This window comes from Streptomyces sp. NPDC001204 (assembly GCF_053598035.1).
Map to the genome: position 1 here is coordinate 1 of NZ_JBSFJL010000015.1, position 23,689 is coordinate 23,689.

The 23,689-nt window shown below is 71.6% G+C and carries 15 protein-coding genes and 1 pseudogene; 10 read left to right on the forward strand and 6 right to left on the reverse strand.

Going from position 1 to position 23,689, the window contains the following annotated elements; all coding sequences use genetic code 11:
• A partial coding sequence (locus ACWC91_RS21220) for a beta-ketoacyl synthase N-terminal-like domain-containing protein (RefSeq protein WP_450639847.1) occupies positions 1 to 4,415 on the reverse strand: 4,415 nt, incomplete at its 3' end.
• A 168-nt stretch (positions 4,416 to 4,583) separates the two neighbouring features.
• Positions 4,584 to 5,618 (reverse strand): GDP-mannose 4,6-dehydratase, encoded by a 1,035-nt coding sequence (locus tag ACWC91_RS21225; protein ID WP_225079693.1) that lies wholly within the window; start codon positions 5,616 to 5,618, stop codon positions 4,584 to 4,586.
• A 285-nt stretch (positions 5,619 to 5,903) separates the two neighbouring features.
• Between ACWC91_RS21225 and ACWC91_RS21230 the strand changes: the two genes are divergently transcribed.
• Positions 5,904 to 7,652, forward strand: a complete 1,749-nt coding sequence (locus ACWC91_RS21230) for an ABC transporter ATP-binding protein (RefSeq protein WP_450639849.1) — start codon at positions 5,904 to 5,906, stop codon at positions 7,650 to 7,652.
• Positions 7,633 to 9,468 (forward strand): ABC transporter ATP-binding protein, encoded by a 1,836-nt coding sequence (locus tag ACWC91_RS21235; protein ID WP_450639850.1) that lies wholly within the window; start codon positions 7,633 to 7,635, stop codon positions 9,466 to 9,468. The genes ACWC91_RS21230 and ACWC91_RS21235 overlap by 20 nt, the downstream gene beginning before the upstream one ends.
• 14 nt (positions 9,469 to 9,482) lie before the next feature.
• On the opposite strand, the gene ACWC91_RS21240 is transcribed toward ACWC91_RS21235, so the two are convergent.
• Entirely contained in the window at positions 9,483 to 10,376 is an 894-nt protein-coding gene (locus ACWC91_RS21240) for a LysR family transcriptional regulator (RefSeq protein WP_225079690.1), read from the reverse strand.
• Positions 10,377 to 10,516: 140 nt separating this feature from the next.
• On the opposite strand from ACWC91_RS21240, the gene ACWC91_RS21245 reads away from it, so the two are divergent.
• The 3 genes and pseudogenes from ACWC91_RS21245 to ACWC91_RS21255 all read left to right on the forward strand — a co-directional run.
• Entirely contained in the window at positions 10,517 to 11,851 is a 1,335-nt protein-coding gene (locus ACWC91_RS21245; protein ID WP_450639851.1) for an MFS transporter, read from the forward strand.
• 43 nt (positions 11,852 to 11,894) lie between these two features.
• A complete protein-coding gene (locus ACWC91_RS21250) occupies positions 11,895 to 13,550 on the forward strand; it encodes an amidohydrolase (protein WP_450639853.1) in 1,656 nt (551 codons plus the stop codon).
• 96 nt (positions 13,551 to 13,646) lie between these two features.
• Positions 13,647 to 13,799, forward strand: a pseudogene (locus ACWC91_RS21255) (IS982 family transposase); the annotation flags it as partial.
• A 28-nt stretch (positions 13,800 to 13,827) separates the two neighbouring features.
• Here the strand turns inward: ACWC91_RS21255 and ACWC91_RS21260 are convergent.
• Genes ACWC91_RS21260 through ACWC91_RS21270 form a run of 3 tightly spaced genes read right to left on the reverse strand, consistent with a single transcriptional unit; the run spans position 13,828 to position 17,348 of the window.
• Entirely contained in the window at positions 13,828 to 15,201 is a 1,374-nt protein-coding gene (locus ACWC91_RS21260; RefSeq protein ID WP_450639855.1) for an APC family permease, read from the reverse strand.
• Between the two features lie 55 nt (positions 15,202 to 15,256).
• Positions 15,257 to 16,501: a C45 family autoproteolytic acyltransferase/hydolase gene (locus ACWC91_RS21265; protein ID WP_450639857.1), complete on the reverse strand. Its 1,245-nt coding sequence runs from the start codon at positions 16,499 to 16,501 to the stop codon at positions 15,257 to 15,259.
• A 58-nt stretch (positions 16,502 to 16,559) separates the two neighbouring features.
• Positions 16,560 to 17,348, reverse strand: coding sequence for a polysaccharide deacetylase family protein (locus tag ACWC91_RS21270; protein ID WP_225079685.1), 789 nt, complete (start codon positions 17,346 to 17,348; stop codon positions 16,560 to 16,562).
• Between the two features lie 115 nt (positions 17,349 to 17,463).
• On the opposite strand from ACWC91_RS21270, the gene ACWC91_RS21275 reads away from it, so the two are divergent.
• The 5 genes from ACWC91_RS21275 (at position 17,464) to ACWC91_RS21295 (ending at position 23,681) form a co-directional block, all read left to right on the forward strand.
• On the forward strand, positions 17,464 to 19,251 hold the full coding sequence (locus tag ACWC91_RS21275) for an ABC transporter substrate-binding protein (RefSeq protein WP_225079684.1): 1,788 nt from the start codon (positions 17,464 to 17,466) through the stop codon (positions 19,249 to 19,251).
• A 156-nt stretch (positions 19,252 to 19,407) separates the two neighbouring features.
• Positions 19,408 to 20,178, forward strand: a complete 771-nt coding sequence (locus tag ACWC91_RS21280; protein WP_450639860.1) for an SDR family NAD(P)-dependent oxidoreductase — start codon at positions 19,408 to 19,410, stop codon at positions 20,176 to 20,178.
• A gap of 299 nt (positions 20,179 to 20,477) precedes the next feature.
• Entirely contained in the window at positions 20,478 to 22,622 is a 2,145-nt protein-coding gene (locus ACWC91_RS21285; protein WP_450639861.1) for a DUF6351 family protein, read from the forward strand.
• Between the two features lie 389 nt (positions 22,623 to 23,011).
• Positions 23,012 to 23,233, forward strand: a complete 222-nt coding sequence (locus ACWC91_RS21290) for a hypothetical protein (RefSeq protein ID WP_450639863.1) — start codon at positions 23,012 to 23,014, stop codon at positions 23,231 to 23,233.
• A 130-nt stretch (positions 23,234 to 23,363) separates the two neighbouring features.
• Positions 23,364 to 23,681, forward strand: coding sequence for a hypothetical protein (locus ACWC91_RS21295; RefSeq protein ID WP_450639865.1), 318 nt, complete (start codon positions 23,364 to 23,366; stop codon positions 23,679 to 23,681).
• Positions 23,682 to 23,689 lie beyond the last annotated feature (8 nt).

Here is a 23,689-nt window from a genome sequence, read left to right on the forward strand (position 1 = left end):
TCAGCCACCGCCACACGATCCGTCACATCACACGCCACGACCGTCGCCCGCGCACCCGACTCCGCCAGCTCAGCCACCAACTCGGCCGCACCCGCGGCCTCACCACCACGACGACTGACCAGAACCAGCTCACGCACCCCGTACCCGGCCACCAGATGACGCGCCACAACCGCACCCAGCCCACCGGTACCACCCGTCACCAACACCGCACCCTCCCCACCGAACACGGGAACCGCATCGGTGGTAGGAGCGGGACGACGGACCAGACGGGCGGCACGGAGCTCGTCGTCCTGGAGGCGGAGCTGGGGTTCGTCGCCCAGAAGAGCGGCGGCCGGAAGGGCGGGCAGATCCTGCTCGGCGTCGAGGTCGACGAGGAGGAAGCGGCCGGGGTTCTCGGACTGGGCGGAGCGCACCAGGCCCCAGACCGCGGCGACGGCCGGATCGTGGCCGGTGGTCGCGCCCCGGGTGACCAGGGCGAGCCGGGACGCGGCGAACCGCTCGTCCTGCTCGAGCCAGGTCTGTACGGCGGCGAGGGCGTCGGTGGCGGCGCGGTGTGCGGCGGTGACCGGGTCGGCGTCCGGGCCGGTGCCGGTGAGCGGCAGCAGCACGGTGTCCGGGACGGCGGCGTCGGCGGCGGCGAGGGCCGGGAGGTCCGGGTGGACGGCGAGTTCGCCGAACTGGGGCAGGGCGCGCAGGCCGAAGGGGTCCTCGCCGACAAGGGCGGCGGTGCCGGAGGCGGCGGCGACGGCCGTGACGGGCACCCAGTCGAGGCGGAACAGGGCGTCGCGGACCAGCGCGGCGGCGGCGTCGATCTCGTGGGCCGCGACCGCGCGCAGGATCAGCGAGTCGGCGGACAGGACGAGCTGTCCCGCGTCGTCGGCGACGGCGATCGCGACGGCGTCACCGGCCGCCGGGGCCAGCCGCACCCGCAGGGTGGTGGCGCCGCTCGCGTGCAGGCTGACGCCCTCCCAGGAGAAGGGCAGTCCGCCGGCGGCGCGCTCGTCGAGGTCGACGAACGACGCCGCGTGCAGGGCGGAGTCGAGGAGCGCGGGGTGCAGGCCGAAGGACTGGGCGTCGGTGTGGCCGGACTCGGGCAGGACGACCTCGGCGAACACCTCGTCGCCGCGGCGCCAGGCGGCCCGCAGGCCCTGGAAGAGCGGGCCGTAGCCGAAGCCGCCGTCGGCGAGCCGCTCGTAGAGGCCGTCCACGGGGAGGGCCTCGGCACCGGCCGGGGGCCAGACGGTGGCGTCGAAGTCGGTGGCGGCACGGGAGGGGGAGAGCACACCGGTGGCGTGGGACGTCCAGGGGGCGTCCTCGTCGGCGTCGGGGCGGCCGTAGATCGTGACGCTGCGGCGGCCGGACTCGTCCGGGTTGCCGATCCACAGCTGCACCTGGACGCCGCCCTGCTCGGGCAGGACGAGCGGCGCCGCCAGGGTCAGTTCGTCGACGCGGTCGCAGCCGACCTCGTCGCCGGCGCGGACGGCCAGCTCCAGGAAGGCAGTGCCGGGCAGCAGGGTGGTGCCGCGGACGGTGTGGTCGGCGAGCCACGGGTGGCCGAGCAGGGAGATCCGGCCGGTGAGCAGGGCGCCCTCGGAGTCGGCGAGGGAGACCGCGGCGGACAGCAGCGGGTGGTGGGCGGCGCCGAGCCCGACGGAGCGCAGGTCGGCGGCGCCGCCCTGGACGGCGCGCGGCCAGTAGCGGCGGCGCTGGAAGGTGTAGGTCGGCAGGTCGGTACGGCGGGCTCCGGTGCCGGTGAAGCAGGCGTCCCAGCGCAGCGTGGTGCCGTGGGTGTGCAGCGCGGCGAGCGCGGCGGTGAAGGTGTGGTCCTCGGAGCGGCCCTCGCGCAGCGCGGGCACGGTGACCGCGTCGGAGCCGGCGGCGTCCAGGCAGTTCTGTGCCAGGGCGGACAGGACGCTGTCGGGGCCGAGTTCGAGGAAGGCGGTGACGTCGTGCCGGGCGAGCCAGTCGATGCCGTCGGCGAAGCGGACGGCGTGGCGGACGTGGTCGACCCAGTAGTCGGGTGAGGTGAGCTGGGCGACGGTGGCCGGCTCACCGGTGACGTTGGAGACGACGGGGAGCAGCGGGCTGTGCAGCGTGAGGCCTTCGACGACGCTGCGGAACTCGTCGAGCATCGGTGCCATGAGCGGCGAGTGGAAGGCGTGCGAGACGCGCAGTCTGCTCGTCCTGCGTCCGTCGGCGGCCAGGCGGGCCGCCAGCTCGGTGACGGCGGTCTCGTCGCCGGAGAGGACGACGGCGGAGGGGCCGTTGACGGCGGCGAGGGACACCAGGTCCTCGTGGCCGGCGAGCAGCGGGGCGACCTCTTCCTCGCTCGCCTGCACGGCGACCATCGCGCCGCCCCCGGGCAGCGCCTGCATGAGTCGGCCGCGGGCGGCGACCAGGGTGGCCGCGTCGTCGAGGGAGAGCACGCCGGCGACGTGCGCGGCGGCGATCTCGCCCACGGAGTGGCCGGCCAGGTGGTCCGGCTTGACCTCGAAGGACTCCAGCAGGCGGTAGAGGGCGACCTCGACGGCGAACAGCGCGGGCTGCGCGTACTCGGTGCGGTCGAGGCGGGCGGCGTCCTCGCCCCACAGCACCTCGCGCAGCGGCACGTCCAGGTGGGGGGTGAAGGCGTCGAGGGCGGCGTCCAGGGCGGCGGCGAACACCGGGAAGCGGGCGGCGAGTTCGCGGCCGGCGCCGAGTCGCTGGGCGCCCTGTCCGGTGAACAGGACGGCGAGGCGGGTCTCGGTGCGGGCGGTGCCGGTGACGGTGTCGGCCAGGGCGGCCGGGTCGGTGCCGTCGGCGATCGCGGTCAGCCGCTCGGTGAGGCCGGGCAGGTCCGAGGCGAGCAGGACGGCCCGGTGCTCGAACGCGGTGCGGGTGGTGGCGAGCGAGTAGGCGGTGTCCGTCAGCGCGGGCGGGGTGCCGGTGCCGAGGGTGGTGAGCAGGGCGGCGGCCTGGGCGCGCAGCACCTCGGGGCCGCGGCCGGAGAGCAGCACGGGCACCACGCCGGTGACGGCGGCCGGGGTGCCCGGGGCGTCGTCCTCGGTGTCGGCGGGCTCCGGCTCGGGGGCCTGCTCGACGATGGTGTGGGCGTTGGTGCCGCTGATGCCGAAGGAGGAGACGGCCGCGCGGCGGGGGGCGCCGGTGGCGGGCCATTCGGTGTTCTCGGTGAGGACGCGGACGGCGCCCTGCGACCAGTCGACGTGGCGGGTGGGCTCGTCGGCGAGGAGGGTGCGGGGCAGCACGCCGTGCCGCATCGCCATGACCATCTTGATGACACCGGCGACACCGGCGGCGGCCTGGGTGTGGCTGATGTTGGACTTCACCGAGCCGAGCAGCAGCGGCTTGTCCTCGTCACGGTTCTGCCCGTAGGTGGCGAGCAGTGCCTGTGCCTCGACGGGGTCCCCGAGGGTGGTGCCGGTGCCGTGCGCCTCGACGACGTCGATGTCGCCCGCGGCGAGCCGGGCGTTGACGAGGGCCTGCTCGATGACCGCCTGCTGCGAGGGGCCGTTGGGGGCGGTGAGGCCGTTGGAGGCGCCGTCCTGGTTGACGGCGGTGCCGCGGACGACGGCGAGGATCTCGCGGCCGTTGCGGATCGCGTCGGAGAGGCGTTCCAGGACGAGGATGCCGACGCCCTCGGCCCAGCCGGTGCCGTCGGCGGTGTCGCCGAAGGAACGGCAGCGGCCGTCGGCGGACAGTCCGCCCTGGCGGCCCATCTCGATGAAGGTGCCGGGGCCGGACATGACGGTGACGCCGCCCGCGAGGGCGAGGGTGCACTCGCCCGCGCGCAGCGCCTGGGTGGCGAGGTGGAGGGCGACCAGGGAGGAGGAGCAGGCGGTGTCGACGGTGACGGCGGGACCGACCGTGCCGAAGGTGTACGAGATGCGGCCGGACAGCACGCTGCCGGTGTTGCCGGTGAGCTGGAAGCCCTCGGCGCCGTCGGCGGGGCCGACCCGGTAGTCCTGGGCCATGGCGCCGATGAAGACGCCGGTGCGGCTGCCCTTGACGGAGGTGGGGTCGATGCCGGCGCGCTCGAACGCCTCCCAGGCGGACTCCAGGACGACCCGCTGCTGCGGGTCCATGGCGACCGCCTCGCGCGGTGAGATGCCGAAGAAGTCCGCGTCGAAGTCCGGCGCGTCGTGCAGGAATCCACCGCGGGAGGTCGGCGAGGAGGCGAGCGCCTCCATGTCCCAGCCGCGGTCGGCGGGGAACGGGGTGACGCCGTTCTCGCCGGCCTCCACCATCCGCCACAGGTCCTCGGGGCTGCTGACGCCACCGGGGTAGCGACAGGTCATGCCGACGATGGCGATCGGTTCCTGGGCCGACGACTCCAGCTCGCTCACACGCCGCCGCGCGCGTCGCAGATCGGCGGTCGCCAGCTTGAGGTAATCCCGGAGCTTCTGTTCGTTGTCCATCTCAACCCATCCCGACGGCCGACGGCCGTACACGCATCGCCGAAATCTCTGCGCCGTGCTGCAGAACACCGACTCGCCACATGGCTCTCCCCTGCGGGAGAAGCCATGAGGCGAGTCTGGAGGGAGGTCCGGCAGGAAATCCCTAGAACTTGGAGGGGCTTTCGCCCGTTACCAGCTGTGCGCCAGCAGAAGGTCGTCGAGTTCGTTCTGCCGGGAAACGAGCGCAAGGTCGGCGTCGACCATCATCCGCATGAGTTCCGGGAAATCGACACTCGGCTTCCAGCCCAGCTGGACCTGCGCCTTGGAGCTGTCGGCGCACAGCACCTCGACCTCGGCGGGCCGCACGAGGTCGGGGTCGATGACGACGTGGTCCTCCCAGTCGAGGCCCACGTGCTCGAAGGCGTAGCGGACCGCGTCGCGCACGGTGTGCATCTCTCCGGTGCCGATCACGTAGTCGTCGCCGGCGTCCTGCTGGAGCATCAGGTGCATGGCGCGCACGTAGTCGCCCGCGTAGCCCCAGTCACGGACCGCGTCCATGTTGCCGAGGGCCAGTTTGTCCTGGAGCCCCAGCTTGATGCGGGCGACCGCCAGAGAGATCTTGCGGGTCACGAACTCCTGGCCACGACGGGGCGATTCGTGGTTGAACAGCATTCCGGAGACCGCGTACATACCGAACGACTCACGGTAGTTGCGGGTGATGAAGTGACCGTACGCCTTGGCCGCGCCGTAGGGGCTGCGCGGGTGGAAGAGCGTGGTCTCCCGCTGCGGCGTCTCGGCGACCTTGCCGAACATCTCCGAGGAGGACGCCTGGTAGAACCGGATCTGGCCCTCGGGACCCGCGGTGCGGGACATGCTCAGTCCGCTCACCATGCGGATGGCCTCCAGGACGCGCAGCACGCCCATGCCGTTCACCTCGGTGACCAGCTCGGCCTGCTGCCAGGACATCGGCACGAACGAGATCGCGCCGAGGTTGTACACCTCGTCCGGCTGTACTCTGTCGACCGCCGAGACCAGGCTGGCCTGGTCCATGAGGTCGCCGTCCACGAAGGACAGTTCCGAAACGAGCCGACTCACCCGGGACTTGCGGGGGTTGGCCTGGCCACGGATGAGACCCCACACCTGGTACCCCTGCGACAGCAGGTGCTCCGCCAGATAGGACCCGTCCTGGCCGGTAATTCCGGTGATCAGTGCGCGCTTGGGCATTTCATTCCCATCTCAACCGCGAAGAGACCGTCCAAACGCTGCGCTCGGTCGACGACCTGGCCTCGAAAAGCTGTCCGGACGATAGACACCGGCACGTTCCCAAGCGGCGGAAGTCAATGTCAACGCTTCTCGAACTTACTAGGGAATTCCCGGGTGGGCCGATGCGGCCGGGGCGAACACTAGGGAAATCCGGGTGCGGTGCGGGATCCAATGACCGGGTCGGCGTGCCGGCCGACTCCGTTCCAACGGGCGGCTTCTGGCCGCCGTCAACCGGGGTGTCATTCCGTGCTGTTGAGACTCATGCGCACACGACTGCGCCCCTACGCGGGTTCCGTCGTCGCTCTGGTCGCCCTGCATCTGGTGCAGATCCTCGGCACGCTGCTGCTGCCGACGCTGGGCGCCGCGCTCATCGACGAGGGAGTCGTCCGCGAGGACAGCGATCGCATCGGCGCCATCGGCGCGGTGATGGCGGTGGTGGCGGTGGTGCAGATCGCCGCGGCGCTCGGTGCCGCGGCCCTGGGCGCGCGCACCTCCACCGCCCTCGGGCGGGACCTGCGCTCCGCGGTCTTCCGCCGCGTGCTGGACTTCTCCGCCCGCGAGATCGGCCGCTTCGGCACCCCGTCCCTGCTGACCCGCTCGGTGAACGACGTGCAGCAGGTGCAGAACCTGGCCCAGTCCGGGCTCGGCATCTTCGTCGCGGCCCCGCTGATGTGCCTGGGCAGTGTGGTGCTCGCACTGCGCCAGGACGTGCCGCTGGCCCTGATCCTCGTTCCGATGGTGCTGGTGGTGGGCGTCTGCTTCGGTTTCCTGCTGGCCCGTATGGCCGCGCTGTACGCCCGGCTTCAGCGGACGCTGGACCGGATCGGGCGGCTGCTGCGGGAGCGGATCACCGGGGTGCGCGTGGTGCGTTCCTTCGCCCGCGACTCGTACGAGAGCGAGCGTTTCACCCGCACCAACGAGAAGCTCCTCGGCCTGTCCCTGGGGGTGGGCCGGCTCATCGCGGTGATGCTGCCGTCGGTTCTGCTGCTGATGAACCTGTTCACCCTGGCGCTGCTGTGGGTGGGGGCGCGGCGGATCGACGCGGGCAGCATGCGGATCGGCTCGCTCAGCGCCTTCCTCAGCTATCTGTCGCTGATCCTGATGTCCGTGGTGATGCTCGCCTTCGTGTTCCTGAACGTGCCGCGGGCCCGGGTGTGCGCGGAGCGGATCACGGAGGTCCTGGACGCGGAGACCGACGTCGTCCCGCCCACCGCGCCGCGGCCCATGACGGGTCCCGCCGGGCAGGTCGAGCTGCTGGACGCCGAGTTCCGCTACCCGGGCGCCGAGAACGCCGTGCTCCGGGACCTGTCGCTGACGCTGAAGCCCGGTGAGCGGGTCGCGGTCCTCGGCAGCACCGGCTCCGGCAAGACCACGCTGCTGCACCTGATCCTGCGGCTGGTCGACGCGACCGCGGGCGAGGTGCGGATCGGCGGCACGGATGTGCGCGAACTGGACCCGTCGGTGCTGGCCGGCGCCGTGGGCTACGTGCCGCAGCGGCCGTACCTGTTCGCCGGGACCGTCGCGACCAACCTGCGCTTCGGCCGGCCGGACGCGACGGACGAGGAGCTGTGGGAGGTGCTGCGGGTCGCCCAGGCGGACGACTTCGTGGCCCGGCTCGGCGGCCTCGACGCGGAGATCGCCCAGGGCGGCACCACCGTCTCCGGCGGCCAGCGCCAGCGGCTGGCGATCGCACGGGCGCTGCTGCGCCGCCCCGCCGTCTATCTCTTCGACGACTCCTTCTCCGCGCTCGACCAGAGCACGGAGGCGGCGCTGCGGGAGGCCCTGGTCCCCCACACGGCGGGCGCCACCGTGATCACCGTGGCGCAGCGCGTGGCCTCCGTGCGCGACGCCGACCGGATCGTCGTCCTGGACCAGGGCGGCATCGCCGCCACCGGCACCCATGACGCGCTGCTGCGCGACAGTCCCACGTACCGCGAGATCGCGCTCTCGCAGCGCACCCGAGAGGAAACCGCTCATGGCGCCGGACGTCCCTGAGGAGCACGAAGAGGCGCGAGAGGAGGAGGCGCGCGAATCGGACCGGCCGGTCCGCCGGCTCGCCGGTCTGCTGCGCCCGCACCGCCGGTCCGTGGGCCTCGCCCTGGCGGCGGGTGTCGTCGGCATCCTCCTCAACGCGTTCGGTCCGCTGCTGCTGGGCCGCGTCACCGACCTGATCGCCGACGGCGTCCTCGGGCACGGCGGGCCGGCCCCGGGCGTCGACTTCGGGGCGCTCGGCAGGCTGCTGCTGATCCTGCTGGTTCTGTACGTGACGGCGTCGGTGTTCATGCTGGTGCAGAACTGGCTGGTGGCATCGGTGGTCCGTCTGCTCATCCACGACCTGCGGCACCGGGCGCAGGAGAAACTGGCGCGGCTGCCGCTGCGCCACTTCGACCGGCTGCCGGCGGGCGAGACGCTCAGCCGCAGCACGGACGACGTCGACAACCTGCAGCAGACCCTCCAGCAGACCCTGACCGATCTGATCAGCTCCGTGTTCTCGCTGGTCATCATGCTGTCCCTGATGCTGATCATCTCGCCTTCGCTGGCCGGGGTGATGCTGCTGAGCGTCCCGGTGTCGGGGCTGCTCGCCGCCTGGATCGCCAAGCGGGCCCAGCCGCGGTACGCCGCCCAGTGGGCCGCGAGCGGCAAACTGACCGCGCACGTCGAGGAGATGTGCGCCGGGCACGCGCTGGTGAAGTCCTTCGACCGGCGGGCGGAGGCCGAGCGGCGCTTCGACGAGCGCAACGAGGCGGTGTACCGGGCGGGTTCGGGGGCACAGTTCGCGTCCGGCGCGATCGAGCCCGTGATGATGTTCGTCGCCAACCTCGGCTATGTCGCGGTCGCCGTCGTCGGCGCCTGGAAGGTCGTGGACGGCTCGCTGACACTGGGCGATGTGCAGGCGTTCATCCTGTACGCGCGGCAGTTCAGCCAGCCGATCGTGGAGATCGCCTCGGTCGCGGGCCGCCTGCAGTCCGGGGTGGCCTCCGCGCAGCGGGTGTTCACGCTGCTCGACGCGCCGGAGCAGGAACCCGAACCGAGCCGACCGCTCGCTGTGGAACGCGCCGAGGGCCGGGTGGAGTTCCAGGACGTGTCGTTCCGCTACTCCCCCGACGTGCCGCTCATCGAGGGGCTGTCACTGTCCGTGGAACCCGGCAGCACGGTGGCGATCGTCGGCCCGAGCGGCGCCGGCAAGACCACGGTCGCCAACCTGCTGATGCGCTTCTACGAGATCGACTCGGGCCGCATCCTCCTGGACGGCACCGACATCGCCGCGATGAACCGCGACGACCTGCGCTCCCGCTTCGGCCTCGTCCTCCAGGACACCTGGCTGTTCAAGGGAACCATCGCCGAGAACATCGCCTACGGGACCCCGGACGCGACCCGCGCGGACGTCGTCGAGGCGGCCCGCGCCACCTGCGCCGACCGGTTCATCCGCACCCTGTCGCAGGGATACGACACGGTCCTGGACGACGAGTCCGGCGGTGTCAGCGCCGGGGAGAAGCAGCTGATCACGGTCGCGAGGGCGTTCCTCGCCCGGCCCGCCGTGCTCATCCTGGACGAGGCGACCAGCTCCGTGGACACCCGCACCGAGCTGCTGATCCAGCGGGCCATGAACACCCTGCGGGCGGGCCGGACGAGCTTCGTGATCGCGCACCGCCTGTCCACCGTCCGGGACGCCGACGTCATCGTCGTGATGGACTCCGGCCGCATCGTGGAACAGGGCACCCACGACCAACTCCTCGCGGCCCAGGGCGCGTACGCCCGCTTGCACGCGTCCCGAGCCGACGCGCCGACGGCCGAGGCGACGATCGGCTGACCGGCTGACCGCGTTCACAGCCCCGGGAACCGCCGCCTGCGTTCGTCGCAGTAGTCGCGCAGGCCGTCCACCAGGGCGTGAAGGGCGGTACGGGCATAGTGCGAGGCATCCCACCCGGCATACAGCGGGACCGTCAGTGGCCCGTCGGCGGTCCGCACGACCAGTTCCGCGAGGCCGAAGCGGGCGTCGTCCGTGACCAGGCACGCCCCTCGGCCCGCCGCGGCGAGCGCCTGCGCGAAGGCCGAGGAGCCGGTCTCCGACACCCCGGCGGGTGTGAGGCCCGCACGGCTGATGGCCTCGTCCACGACGAGGCGGGCCACATTGGAGCGAGTCATCAGAATGAGCGGTTCGGTGACCAGCTCGGCGAGAGTGATCGTGGTGCGCTCGCTCCAGGGGTGACCGGCGGGCACCTGCGCGATGACCGGCGTTCGGCCGAGGAACGCCGACTCCAGCGGCGCCGGCGCCGGAGTCGTGGAGATGCCGAGGTCGGCGTCGCTGCGCATCAGCGTGTCGAAGACCTTGCTCGGCTCCTCCTGAAGGGCGTCCCGCAGCGTGGGCCCCGCGGTGGCGCCACCGGCCATGAACGGGGCCAGGAGATAGGCCACCGTGGAGGGGGAGGCGACCACGGTGAAGGCCGCGCCCTCGCCCTGCCCGGCGGCCGCCATCGTCTCGGCGGCCTGCTCGGCACGGCGCACCAGGTCCTGGGCGATGGGCCGAAAACGGCGGCCAGCGGCGTTCAATGTCAGGGAACCGGGCCGGCGCGTGAACAGCGAGACGCCCAAGTCCTTCTCCAGTGCGCTCAGTTGACGCGACAGGGAGGGCTGGGCGACATGCACCTTGCGCGCCGCGGCGGTGACCGAGTCGGACTCGGCGACGGCGAGGAAGTAGCGCAGCACGCGCAGTTCCATGAATGACCTCCGGGCCTTCGCGGGAGTCCATGCCTCAGAGGCATGGGAACCTTGCCCATCAAGTATTAGACGGCATGAGTGGCCGAATTCAAACTGAGGGCACGTCCTGTTCACCGCCTGGCCCGTCCGCCGGAGGCCCCATGAACGTCCCGTCTGCCGCCCTCGGGAGATCCCGTACTTCGAGCCGGGCCCGCCGCGCGGGTCTCGCCTCGTTCGTCGGCACCACCATCGAGTGGTACGACTTCTACATCTATGGAACGGCCTCCGCGCTGGTCTTCGGCAAGCTGTTCTTCCCCGACGTGTCGCCCGCCGCGGGTGTGCTCGCCTCGTTCGCCACCTTCTGGGTCGGCTTCCTCGCCCGGCCGCTCGGCGGGATCATTTTCGGCCACTTCGGCGACCGCATGGGCCGCAAGGGCACCCTCGTCACCACGCTGCTCCTGATGGGAGCCGCCACCTTCCTGGTCGGCGTGCTGCCCACGCACGCGCGGATAGGAGTCGCGGCACCCGTCCTGCTCGCTCTCCTGCGCGCGGTGCAGGGCATCGCGGTGGGCGGTGAATGGGGCGGCGCGGTCCTCATGGCGTCCGAGAGCGCGCCCAGGGGGCGGGCCTCCTTCTTCGCCATGATGGTGCAGCAGGGCTCGCCGGCCGGCGCGATCCTGGCCACCCTCGTCTTCCTCGCCGCGGGCACCCTGGACGACGCGGCCTTCCTGGCCTGGGGCTGGCGTGTGCCGTTCCTGCTCTCGGGACTGCTCGTCGTCGTGGGCCTCCTGATCCGGCTGAAGGTCGAGGAGTCGGACGACTTCGCACGGGTCAGGGAGCGCGGCGACGTGGTGAGGCTCCCGATCGCCGAAGTGCTGCGCACCGGCTGGCGCGTGGTGCTGCTCGGCATCGGCGCCTCGATCATGGGCATCTCCGCCGCGTACTTCACCAACACGTTCGTGCTCTCCTGGACCACCAACGAACTGCACATGGACCGGCAGACGATGCTCTACATCCTGCTCGGGCTCTCCGTGGTGCAGTTCGTGTGGCAGCCGGTCGCCGCGCTGATCTCCGAACGGGTCGGCGAGGCCCGGTTCATGGTGTGCTCACTGCTCGCCAATGTCGTCGTCGCCGCCCCGATGTTCCTCATGATCGAGACGGCGCGGCCGCTCCTGGTGTTCCTCGGCATCGCGCTCGCCATGATCAGCGGCTCCGGGTACTACGCCGTCCTGGCCGGATTCCTCGCCCGCGCCTTCCCGTCCCGTGTCCGCTACACCGGCATCTCCCTCTCGTACCAGCTGTGTTCGACGCTCATCGGTGGCACGACCCCGCTGGTGGCGCAGGCCCTGCTGACATCGGGCGGCGGCTCCGTCTGGCCCGTGGTCGCGTTCTACGCCGTCCTGCTGCTTGTCACCACGGCCTGCGTCGCCGTGCTCGCCCGGGTCACCGACCGGCGGGCACCGCAGCCGCCGGCCGCCGCGGCGCCGGCCGCCTGACCCACCGACGTACCTCCTGCCCCCTCCCAAGGAGTTGATCCCCGTGCGCCTCGACGCCGTGTTCCGCAACGGACGCTTCACCACCCTCGACCCGGACCGCCCCACCGCCACCTCGCTCGGCGTGTTCGGCGGCCGGATCGTGGCCCTCGACGAGGAGTTGGTGGGCTGCACCGCCGGCACGGTCGTCGACCTCGGCGGCGCCCACGCGGTCCCCGGCTTCAACGACGCGCACCACCACCTCAGTTACGTCGGCAAGGGCCTGCGCGAGCTGGACCTCTCGTACGCGGCCGTGCCGAGCCTGGACGCGCTGTACGCCGCGGTCGCCGAGCGGGCCGCGGACCTGCCCGAAGGCACCTGGGTGCTCGGCGCGGGCTACGACCAGAACAAGATCGGCGCCCACCCGACCGCCGAGGCCCTCGACAGGGCGGCCGGAGGCCGTCCGGTCTGGCTGGTGCACACCTCCCACCACATGGCCGTCGCCAATACGGCGGCCTTCGCGCGGGCCGGACACACCGACCTGTCCGCGGTGCCCGACGTGCCCGGTGGTCATGTCGTACGCGACGCGGAGGGACGGGCCGAAGGACTGCTCCAGGAGACCGCGATGCGCCTGGTCGAGCGGATACTGCGCCCGGAGCCGGCCGAGGAGTGGATCGCCCACATCGCCACCGGCGCGCGAGCCGCCCTCGAGGTGGGTCTGACCAGCGTGACCGAGCCGGGCATCGGCGCCGTCGACGGCATCGGCAACGGGCCCGCCGACCTGGACGCCTACCTCCGCGCACGCGAACGGGGCCTGCTCGGCGTGCGGATGACGGTCATGCCGTACATCACCACGCTGCACGACTGCGGCGCCTTCGAGCCGGGCGCCGCCTGGTACGGCCTCGACCTCGGCCTGCGCACCGGGCTCGGCGACGAGTGGCTGCGGATCGGGCCGACCAAGATGATGTCGGACGGCTCGCTCATCGGTCGGTCGGCGGCGATGTGCTGCGACTACCACGACGCGCCCGGCAACAGCGGACTGCTCCAGCACGAGCCCGAGGAGATCCGCCGCCACATCGTCGAGGCGCACCGCTGCGGCTGGCAGATCGCCACGCACGCCATCGGGGACGCCGCCCTCGACGTCGTACTCGACGCGTACGAGGAGGCACAGCGGCTGCACCCGCGCGCCGATGTCCGCCACCGCGTCGAACACGCGGCCGTGACCAGCGACGCACAGGTCGCCCGCATCGCCGAGAACGGCCTGATCCCGGTACCGCAGGGCCGGTTCCTGTCCGAGACCGGCGACGGGCTCCTCGCGGCCCTCGGCCCGGTCCGCGGTCAACTCCTCTACCGTATGAGGTCGTTCCTGGATGCGGGCGTGGTGCTGCCCGGCTCGTCGGACGCCCCCGTGGTCGCCTCCGACCCGCTCCTCAGCATTGCCGACATGGTCAACCGCCGCACCGCGTCGGGCGCTCCGATCGCCCCGCACGAGGCGGTCACGGCGCATCAGGCGCTCCACGCGTACACGGTCGGCTCGGCCCACGCCGTCCACGAGGAACACATCAAGGGCACCCTGGCCCGCGGCATGCTCGCCGACTTCGCGGTCCTCAGCGACGACCTCCTCGGCGTGGCCCCGGACCGCATCGCGGACCTGACGGTCGGGGCCACGGTCGTCGGCGGCCGGGTGGCGTACGACGTGGGGGCGCTGAAGGTCGTGGCCTGAGCGCTTCCGCCGAGCGGGCGCAAGATGCAGTGCGCCACCACCGGCGACAGGCACTCCTTCGGCCGCAACTTCGCATGCCGGTCAGCCGGTTGGTGAATCCGCCTGCTGCGTCCGACCTGCAAGGGACAGAGCGAGCGACCCGGAGCACAGCTGTTCGAGCCGTTGCGGCAGGTCATCGAGTCGGTCAAGGAGACCTGCAAGGGCCGGCTCGACCTCGCTGCCCCGGTGGCATCGGGGCGGGCCCCAGGCCGGTCGCACCGCTCACGCCTCTGCCTCGTCAGGCCTCGGTCATGTCGAGGTCCGGGGGCGCGACGCGGAATCCGCGCGTCATCGCCGCCAGGTAGACGAGGCCGGCGCCCAGCCAGCAGAGACCGATCACGAAGGCCTGTTCGGAGAGGCTCGTCCAGAGCCACACGCTCAGGGCGAGTCCGATCACGGGAGCCACCAGGTAGCGGAGGATCGGTCCGGCGCCTCGGCGCTTCCCGTCGATGACGTAGTGCTTGACGGTGGCGATGTTGACGAGGGAGAAGGCCGTCAGCGCGCCGAAGTTGATGAGCGAGGAGGCGAGGGTGAGGTCCACGAGGAGCGACACCAGGCCGATGGCGCTCACCACGAGTGTGGCGTACACCGGGGTGCGCCACACCGGGTGCAGATAGCCGAAGACCCTGCGCGGCAGCACGCCGTCGCGGCCCATCGAGAACAGCACGCGGGACACCGTGGCCTGCTGCGCCAGCACGGCGCCGAAGCAGCCCGCGACGAACGCCGCGGTGAAGAACGACTCGAAGAGCTTGCCGCCGACCGCGCGGACGACGTCGAGGGAGGCGGCGTCGACGCTCGTGTAGTTCTGCCAGTGCGGGAAGGCCAGGCTGGACACCAGGGAGACCGCGATGAACAGCAGCCCGCCGAGGAGTGTCACCAGCAGGATGGCGCGCGGGATGGTGCGCCGCGCGTTCCGGGTCTCCTCGGCCAGGGACGCCACCGAGTCGAAGCCGAGGAAGGAGTAGCAGAGGATCGCGGCACCGGCGAGGGCGGTTGCGGTGCCCGGGCCCCGGCCGGCCAGCGCGTCCCACAGGGAGGGGATCTCCTGGCCCCGTGCGGTCCTCACGGCGAGCAGCGCGAACAGCACCAGGAAGACGGTCTGGGCGAGCACGATCGCCGAGCTGACCTTGGAGAGCATGGTGATCCCGACCATGTTCAGGACGGTCACCAGCGCGATGGACCCGGCGATCCAGACGCCCTGCGGGACGGCGGGGAAGGACTGGTGCAGATATACGCCGATGACCAGGTAGGCCATCATCGGCAGCAGCACGTAGTCGAGCAGGATGGTCCAGCCGCCGAGGAAGCCGACGTGACCGCCGAGGGTCCGGCGTGTGTAGGTGTACGCGCCGCCGGTGGCCGAGTACGCACCGGCCATGGCCGCGTAGCTGGCCGCCGTGAAGAGCATCGCGACGAGCGTGATCCAGTACGACGTGACGACGTGGCCCTCGGTCATGGTGTTCACGACGCCGTAGGTCGTGAACGACGCGAGCGGCATCATGTAGGCCAGGCCGAACATGACGGCGGCGGGTAGGCCGAGGACCTTGCGCAGGCCCTCGGCGGCCGGCGCCCGGTCCTGGTCGGAGGTGGGGGCGGGGGTGGTCGGTGAGGTCATGGTCATCGGTTCCTGGTCTGGAAAACGGTGCGGGGGTCGGGCGGACCGGTGCGGGTCAGGTCTGGGCCGCGTGCTGGGGCCGGGTCCGGGTCCGGACGGGGACCGTGCGGTCGGTGGGGCCGGTGGGTTCGCGCAGGAGGTCGGCGTAGTCGACGCGCAGGCGGGGAGTCGCGCAGGGGTTGCCCTCGCTCAGGTGGAGCGCACGCTGTTCGAGGTCCATGACCACCGACATGACGGTGGTCCACCGCGACGCCGGGGCGGAGCGCTCGTCGGGGTGGCAGCAGATGGAACTCGGTGCGTCGGTGTGGTCGCGCAGCGCCGCGTCCAGGACGTCGAGCGTCACCGGCTCCGGGCCGGGGCCGGGGACCAGGTCGCGGATCCGGCCGAGCCGCACATAGCTGTCGGGCATCGCCCGCACGGCCAGGTCGCGGCCGCGGCCCGCGGGGAGGGCGGACAGGAAGTGGTTGCTGTGGGTGAGCACGCCGTTCTCGGCCACGACCGGCAGTACCCCCTCGGGGCCGCCGGGCAGGCACTCGATGTCGAGAATGGCTCCGCCCGCCGCGCCGACCAGGTAGTTGCCGGAGGAGGCCCGCCGGTGCTGCGCGAGGATCCCGACCGCGTCGTGGACGTGCCGGCAGTCGGCGAGCGCGCGGATCAGCACATGGAAGGGGATGCCGGGCGAGCCGTCGTCACGGGAGCTGATCAGGGTGTTGAGCGCGATGCCGACCCCGTGGGCGTTGAGGGTGGTCTTCGCCAGGAGCCCGGCCTCGACGAGGGTGACGAAGTTCGGCCCGCCCTCGCGCTCCACCTCCAGCACCGCCACGGAGTCGACACCGTGCACCAGCCAGTCCCAGTTCTGCGCGACCAGGGTGACGCCGCCCGCGGTGCGGTGCGGAGCCAACGCGAAGGAGGTGCACTCCCCGGGACCTCTGCCGGCCGGGGCCTCGGCCGGCCCGTGGGCCGCGTCGGCCGGGGCAGGCCCGTCCGTCTGCGCCCACCAGAGGATCTCCGTGCGGCAGTTGATGGTGAAGATGTCCTCGAAGGGCAGACCGGCGCCCTCGGCGATGCCCGCCATCTCCTCGACCAGCTCGGGGTACGCCGTCGTGACCGCCGGAAGGTGGCGCCGGGCGAAGGCGACGGCCTCGGGCCAGGACACGCCCCGCTCGGCGAAGGAGCGCTCGTACCCGTCCCGGGCGGAGTGGACCTGCGGCCGGGCCCGCGCCCCGTACTGCACGCCGCGCTCCCGCGCGGTGCCGCGGACACGGATCCGCGGGAAGGCGGGTGCGGGAGTGTCGTGCATGGGGATTCCTTCGGTCGCGGGTTCGCCGGCGCGGTCGCTCGGGCCGGCCGGCGGGCGGTCAGGCCCGGGCGAGGCGGGCGGTCTCATGGGCGGTGCCGAACCAGGCGCCTTCCTCGGTGAGTTGGGTCAGGACCGTGTCGAGCACGGCCAGTCGCGAGGGGCGTCCGATGATCATCGGGTGCATCGTGAGCATGACGTGGCCGCCCAGTGCCGCGATACCGGAGATCTCCGGACGCCATACGTCGAGGACCTCGCGCGGGGAGCGGATGGTCTTGTTCCAGGTGTCGTTGGCGAACCAGAAGTGCGGGGCGTCGTCGAGGATCCAGGAGACGGGCACCTCGACGAGGTCGTGGGCCGCGTGCCGGTAGGGAACGATGTGGTCGAGCAGGTTCGAGCTGTACTCGAAGCCGTGCTCCACCAGCAGGTCCAGGGTGTTGGCGCTGAAGTCCCAGGACGGGGAGCGGTAGCCCGTCACCGTCGCGCCCGTGGAGCGCAGGATCGCCAGCCCCTCGCGCAGCTCCCTGCGCTCCTCGGCGGCGGACAGCTCCGTCGGCGAGGTGTGGGTCAGTCCGTGGTGTGCGATCTCGTGCCCGGCGGCCAGGATCGCCCGGATCGACTCGGGGTGGCGTTCGGCGTCCCGGCCGCAGCAGAAGAACGTCGCGGTGATCGAGTGCCGGTCGAGCAGTTCCAGGAGGAGCGGCACGGCCACCCTGGGGCCGTACGCGCCCTGGGACAGCACTCCGGGGCGGTCGGCGTTCCGGGGGTTCTCGCCGATCCACACCTCCTCGGCGTCGAAGTCGAAGCTGATCGTGGCTCCGAACCGGTGCCCCTCGGGCCAGGTGAACATAAGAGCTCTCCTCGATGCGACTGATCGATGCGACTGACGACGCTGCTGACGCCGAGACGGCAGTTTCACGCCACCTGCCGGGAACGACATGCGTCATTTGACGTATGCTCCGGCGATGACTGCGAGCCCTGTGCCCGGCAGACCGGGACAAGGTCTGCGGGGGCACGATCCGTCGGGTGCCGCCCCGTCCGGTCCCGGGGAGTTCACCGCCGACCACCTCGGCCGGACCGTGGTCCTGCGCGGCGCGGTGCCGCCCGGGCGGCTGGTGCTGTACGCGCGGGGGTTCCTGCTGCTCAACCGGCCCGAGGTGCAGTTCGTCTACCGGGCCGACGGGCTCTGGCTGGATGTGCGGATGGAACGGCACCGGGCGCGGGGGGACCAGCAGGACCACGCCCTGGTGAGCACGGGTGAGGTGCGCTCGGCACGGGGCCTGACCCGGCGCGAGATCGACGTGCTCACGCTCGTCGCGGTCGGGCTGACCAACACCGAGGTCGCGGACCGGCTCGGCACCCGGCCCCGCACCGTGTCGACCCAGGTGGAGCGACTGCTGCAGAAGCTGGGTCAGCGCAGCCGCGCGGGTCTGGCGGCACTGGCGGTGGACAGCAATCTGCTGGCGCTGCCGATGCCGGGCGGGGTCGAGGACGTGGCGCAGGTGGCCGTGGTCGGGGTCGAGAGGTTCGCCACGATGTTCCGCTCGGACCCCGAACGCACCTGGGCCCCGGCGCCGGCGTCGGCCCGGAAGCCGATTCTGCTGGGGAGCCTGGTGTCGCTCTCCGGCAGCGCCGCCGAGGACGGTGAGGAGCATCTGCGCGGGACGGCGCTCGCGGTGGAGGAGATCAACGCGGCCGGCGGGATCGGCGGGCGCAGGGTCGAGCACGTCGTGGAGGACTGCGACATCGACGATCCCGACGCCGTGCGGACGGCGATGAACCGGCTGGTCGCGGCCGAGGTGGACGCGGTCACCAGCAACTACCTGAGCGCGGAGAACCCGTTCCTGCTGGAGATGGCCGCCGACTACGGCAGGCCGTTCCTGCACCTCGACACCTTCGAGCGGCACGCGGAACTGGTGCGGTCGGATCCGCGGCGCTACTGGATGGTGTTCCAGACGTGCCCGTCGGAGAAGTACTACGCGTCGGCGTTCGTGCGGTTCGTGCGCGGGCTGGAGCACCACCGCCCGTACTCCCCGCGCAGCCGGACGGTCGCCGTGGTCGAGATGGACAGCCCGAGCGCGCGCATCGCGGACGGCGGCCTGGGTGAGTCACTGGCGTCGGTCGGCTGGTCGGTGGCGCTGCGGACGACGGTCCCGGTCCGCCGGGTCGACTGGGGACGGGTGGTCGAGCGGATCACGGGCGCGTCTCCCGATCTGGTACTGGTGGCGCACTTCGTGCCGGACGAGATCGCGGTGCTGCACCGGCTGCTGCACGAGTCCGGTTTCCCGGGCCTCGTGCACTACGTCTACGCCGCGTCGCTTCCCCGCTTCAGGAACCTGCTGGGGCCGCTGGCCGACGGCGCGGTGTGGAGTTCGACGACCTCGCGGACGGACTCGGTGACGGCGACGCGTTTCCAGCGCAACTACCTGCTGCGGTACGGCGTCGAGCCGGGGCCCACCCAGGCGAGTGCGGCCTTCGACCAGGTGCAGTTGCTCGCCTGGGCCTGGGCCCGCAACGGCGGGACGGTGCCCGCGGGGACGTGCCGGGCGCTGCGCGAGGACGTCCACCGCGGGCTCAACGGCATCTACAGCTTCGCCGACGGCGGGCAGTCCCCGCTGAGCTTCCCGGACGGGACCTCGGACCCGACGCTGGGGCAGCCCCTGATCACGTCGCAGATCCAGAACGGGCGCTCGGTGGTGCTGAGCCCACCGGACTTCGGCTCGATGAGCCGGCTGCACCTGCCGTCCGGCTGAGCCGTCACCGTGGGCGGCCCCGCGACCCGGGGTGGATACGCAGTTCTGCGTATGACAGTGCGAGCCCGGCTCCTTGCAGGTGGCGGCCCCATCCCGCCGAACACGGCGCCGTGCACTGCGCAAACGCCTCAACTCGTCCGTCTGTAGCATGACCTCATGACGCGCTTCCAAGATCGGGTGGCAATCGTCACGGGCGCCGGTGCCCCGAACGGAATCGGTGCCGCGGTTGCCAGGGCGCTCGTATCGCAGGGGGCCCGGGTTGTGCTGGGTGCCACTTCCGAGCGGGTGCACGAGCGGGCGGCGGAACTGGGCGCGGACGCCGTCGGCGTCGTCGCCGACCTGACCGTCGACGGCGCAGCGGACGCCCTGGTACGGGCCGCGTTGGACCGCTGGGGCCGCATCGACGTACTGGTGAACAACGCCGGCATGACATCCGTGGCCTCGGGCTGGGACGCCGACGACGACATCGCCACGCTGTCCCTGGCCGACTGGAACGCGGCGCTGACCCGCAACCTGACGACCGCGTTCCTGATGTGCCGAGCCGTGGTGCCGGTAATGGGAGCGGCCGGCTACGGACGCATCGTCTCGGTCGGCTCCACCACCGGCACGGTCAACGCGATGCCCGGCCAGGCCACCTACACCGCCGCCAAAGCGGGCCTGGTCGGGCTGTCCAGGGCGCTGGCCCTTGAGGTCGTTCGAGACGGAATCACGGTGAACGTCGTGGCACCCGGCTACGTAGCGACCGGTGCCCAGCTGGAATTCGAGGCGGCGGCCGCCGCGGCGGGCCCGATCGGCCGGAGTGGCACCCCGGAGGAAATCGCAGCCTGCGTGCTGTTCCTGGCGCACGAGTCGGCCTCGTTCGTCACGGGGTCGGTGCTCGTGGCGGACGGCGGACACAATCTCCCGGAGACCTGGCCGAGACCGTAACTCCCCGAACCTCACCCACCGCCGCCACCGGCCGGCGCATGGTGGTCCTGTCCCGTGGTCCTGTCCCTGCCCTTGCCGGAAACCTCATCCACCCGGGTCACTCGCGAAGGATGCCGCCCAGGCGTCCACGCCTGGAAATGCCGAGGCGGCGATCTGTCCTGGATCGTTGATCCGTTGGGAACCGTACGACCCCGCATGGGAGGCTCACCGTGTCCCCGTTCAGACGAGCGGTCCGCCGCCGCGGACGACAGCGGACCGTTCTCACCGCGCTGGTCGGCACCGCGGTAACGCTCCTCGCAATGACACTCGCCACCGGGGCCGCTCCCCCGGCCGGCAGCGGCCAGGGCGGCCTCGCCGTCACCACCGTCTCCACCCGCCCCGGATTCGTCACCGGCGGGGACGTTCTGGTCCACGTGCGTGTGCCCGGCGGCACCCGGCCCGGCGAGGTACGCGTCACCCGCAACGGCACCGACGTCACCGGGCAGTTCAGCCCCGACGCCGACGGCCACGGCCTCACCGGCCTGGTCACCGGGCTCGCGGACGGCCGCAACCGCATCGCCGCCACGACCGGCGGCGCGCCCGGCGCGCGGGCCGCGCGCGACGTCCTCGAGGTGCGCAACCATCCGGTCACCGGGCCGGTCATCAGCGGCCCTCACGAGCACCCGTACCTGTGTGCCACGCAGTCGTTCAAACTCGTCGACGGCTCGACCCTGGGCCCGGCCCTCGACAAGGACTGCTCCGTGCGGACACGGGTCGACTACGCGTACCGCTCGACCGACGGCACCATAAAACCGCTCCCCGACCGCGAGGCCCGGCCCGCGGACCTCGCGCACACCACGACGACGACTGGCGCCACGGTGCCGTTCCTGATCCGCGTCGAGACCGGCACCGTCAACCGGGCCATCTACCAGATCGCCTTGCTGCACGACCCCTCACGGCCCGAGCCGGACCCGGTCACGCGCAGCGAAGGCTGGAACGGCCGCCTGATCTACACCTTCGGCGGCGGCTGCCGCGCCGGCTGGTACACCCAGGGCAACACCGTCGACGGCGTGCTGGATTCGGAGATGCTGCGCCGGGGCTACGCCGTCGCCTCTTCCTCGCTCAACGTCTTCGGGCAGAACTGCGACGACCTGCTGGCCGCCGAGTCCACGATGATGGTCAAGGAGCGCTTCGTCGAGCGGTACGGCGTGCCGCGGTTCACCATCGGCTGGGGCTGTTCCGGCGGCTCGTACCAGAGCCATCAGATCGCCGACAACTACCCGGGCCTGCTGAACGGCATCGTCGTCGGCTGCAGCTTCCCCGACGTCACCTCCGCGACCAACTTCACCCTGCTCGACTCGCGGCTGCTCGACCACTACTTCACGGACACCGCACCCGGCAGCTTCAGCGCCGAGCAGCAGCGGGCCGTCTCCGGCTTCGGCGTGCGGGAGTCCATCCCGAACCTCAGCGACGGGGCCAAGCGGCTCGATCCCGACGCCGAGTTCCCCGCCGGCCTGCCGGCCGACCAGCGCTACGACGCGGAGCACAACCCCGGAGGTGCGCGAGCCACGGTCTACGACCACACGGTCAACGTCTACGGGAGGGAGCCCCGCACCGGCTTCGCTCTGCGCCCCCTGGACAACGTCGGCGTGCAGTACGGCCTCGACGCCCTCGACAAGGGCACGATCACCAAGAAGCAGTTCCTCGACCTCAACGCCGGCATCGGCGGCATCGACCGCGACGCCCGGCCCACCGCGGAGCGGACCCGGGCCGACCTCACGGCCACCGAGGCGGCGTACGGGACCGGGCGCATCCTGTCGGGCGGCGGCGGTCTTGCGAGCACGCCGATCATCGACTACCGCGCCTACACCGACCACGCGCACGGCGGTGACATCCACATGGTGGTGCACGGCTTCTCCACCAGGGCGCGGCTCGTCGCGGCGAACGGGAACGCGGACAACCAGGTGATGCTCGAGGAGGACGACCGCTACGGCTACTTCAGTCTCGAGAGCCCGGTACTGCGGCAGGCGCTCACCGCGATGGACGCCTGGCTGACATCGGTCACCGCCGACCACTCCGACCGGCCGCTCGCGCGGAAGGTGACCGCGGGCAAGCCCGCCGGCCTGACGGATGCCTGCTGGACCCGCGACACGCGGCCGCGGAAGATCGCCCAGCGGCTGACGTACGACAACCGTGGGCGATGCGGCGAGCTGTACCCGGCGTACCCCACGCCGCGCCTGGTCGCCGGGGCGCCGCTGACCGACGACGTCGTCGCCTGCCGCCGCAAGCCGGTGCACGCCGCCGACTACGCGGTCGGCTTCAGCACCGCGGAGCTGCGCCGGCTGCGGGAGATCTTCCCGACCGGCGTCTGCGACTGGTCCAAGGCCGGATACGGGCAGCGCCCGCTGAACGGCACCTGGCAGGCCGTGGGCGGCACCACGGGTGTGAGGGGCTTGATCGACTGACCTCAGGTCGCACCCGAACTCCATCACCGACACAAACCCCCACGACTCCCCGCGCTGAAGGCGCAGGTCAGCGCGTCGCTGCACCGAGGTCGCCATCGCCACTGGGCGGCCATATACGGCGACTGCAAGCAAAATGCCTGGTCAACGTATTGACCAGGCATTTCAAGGTGAGTATCCGAGGGGCGAGTTGACGGGTGACGATACGCTCGTCGTCGCTCGGGGACGACTCCATCCGCGACGGGCTTGACGGGGTACCGCTGCCGTACCTTCCCTCGGAGGGGATCGACGCACCACGGGTACGACGCCGTGCCTGGGTGCCAAGTCAGTCCGGGACGTGGGACATGCGTCCGCAGCGGCTCCCGTCACCGAACCGGCACTGAGCTTTGGACGTGCACATCCTGAAGGATGCCGGGCGCTACGGCGGGCTGTGGTATCCCAATACCAGCTGCAGCCCAGACTGGAACGCCATGAAGTACGGCCTTGGTCTCGACGGGGAACCCCCGGTGCGGGAGAGCCCGTTCGGCCGACTGACACCGAGTGCCTGCATCGACGGCGACTGGACGTGGGACGTGGACCTGCTGCTCGACGGCCGCACCATGATCGGCCTCTGAGCGCGATGTCATGAAATCCGTTGAAAATGAGCGGCACAATGACGGACGGCACTGACATCGGGATCTGGGTCCTGTCGCCAAACACGGCAAAGCCCCCGGGCAGTCACCCTCGCTGATCTACCGTGGCATCATGACGCCGAAACCTCTCCCGCACCTTACTCCGACCGGCACCTGCTGGTGCGGCTGCGCCAAGAAGGTCGGACCGGGGTCCTTCTTCGCTCCCGGCCACGACAAGGTGGCGGAGGCGGCCCTGCTCGCTGTCGAATACGGTTCCTCCGTCGCCCAGTTGCTGCACGGACACGGATATGGCCCGGGACACTCGGTGAGTGCGCGTGCCGTGTCCGAGGGCGTATGGCGGAAGTGCCCGGCATGTGACTACGTCGGCGCACCCGCGAGCATCGCCAACCACACGAAGCGTGCCCACACGACCACAGCCGACCAGTCCTGAGGAGCAGC

Excerpts from the sequence above, each read along its gene's own strand:
- ACWC91_RS21295 (WP_450639865.1), top strand. The coding sequence starts at position 23,364 with ATGACGCCGAAACCTCTCCCGCACCTTACTCCGACCGGCACCTGCTGG.
- ACWC91_RS21270 (WP_225079685.1), bottom strand. The coding sequence starts at position 17,348 with ATGTTCACCTGGCCCGAGGGGCACCGGTTCGGAGCCACGATCAGCTTC.
- ACWC91_RS21245 (WP_450639851.1), top strand. The coding sequence starts at position 10,517 with ATGAACGTCCCGTCTGCCGCCCTCGGGAGATCCCGTACTTCGAGCCGG.
- ACWC91_RS21265 (WP_450639857.1), bottom strand. The coding sequence starts at position 16,501 with ATGCACGACACTCCCGCACCCGCCTTCCCGCGGATCCGTGTCCGCGGC.
- ACWC91_RS21275 (WP_225079684.1), top strand. The coding sequence starts at position 17,464 with ATGACTGCGAGCCCTGTGCCCGGCAGACCGGGACAAGGTCTGCGGGGG.
- ACWC91_RS21240 (WP_225079690.1), bottom strand. The coding sequence starts at position 10,376 with ATGGAACTGCGCGTGCTGCGCTACTTCCTCGCCGTCGCCGAGTCCGAC.
- ACWC91_RS21235 (WP_450639850.1), top strand. The coding sequence starts at position 7,633 with ATGGCGCCGGACGTCCCTGAGGAGCACGAAGAGGCGCGAGAGGAGGAG.
- ACWC91_RS21280 (WP_450639860.1), top strand. The coding sequence starts at position 19,408 with ATGACGCGCTTCCAAGATCGGGTGGCAATCGTCACGGGCGCCGGTGCC.
- ACWC91_RS21225 (WP_225079693.1), bottom strand. The coding sequence starts at position 5,618 with ATGCCCAAGCGCGCACTGATCACCGGAATTACCGGCCAGGACGGGTCC.
- ACWC91_RS21285 (WP_450639861.1), top strand. The coding sequence starts at position 20,478 with ATGACACTCGCCACCGGGGCCGCTCCCCCGGCCGGCAGCGGCCAGGGC.
- ACWC91_RS21260 (WP_450639855.1), bottom strand. The coding sequence starts at position 15,201 with ATGACCTCACCGACCACCCCCGCCCCCACCTCCGACCAGGACCGGGCG.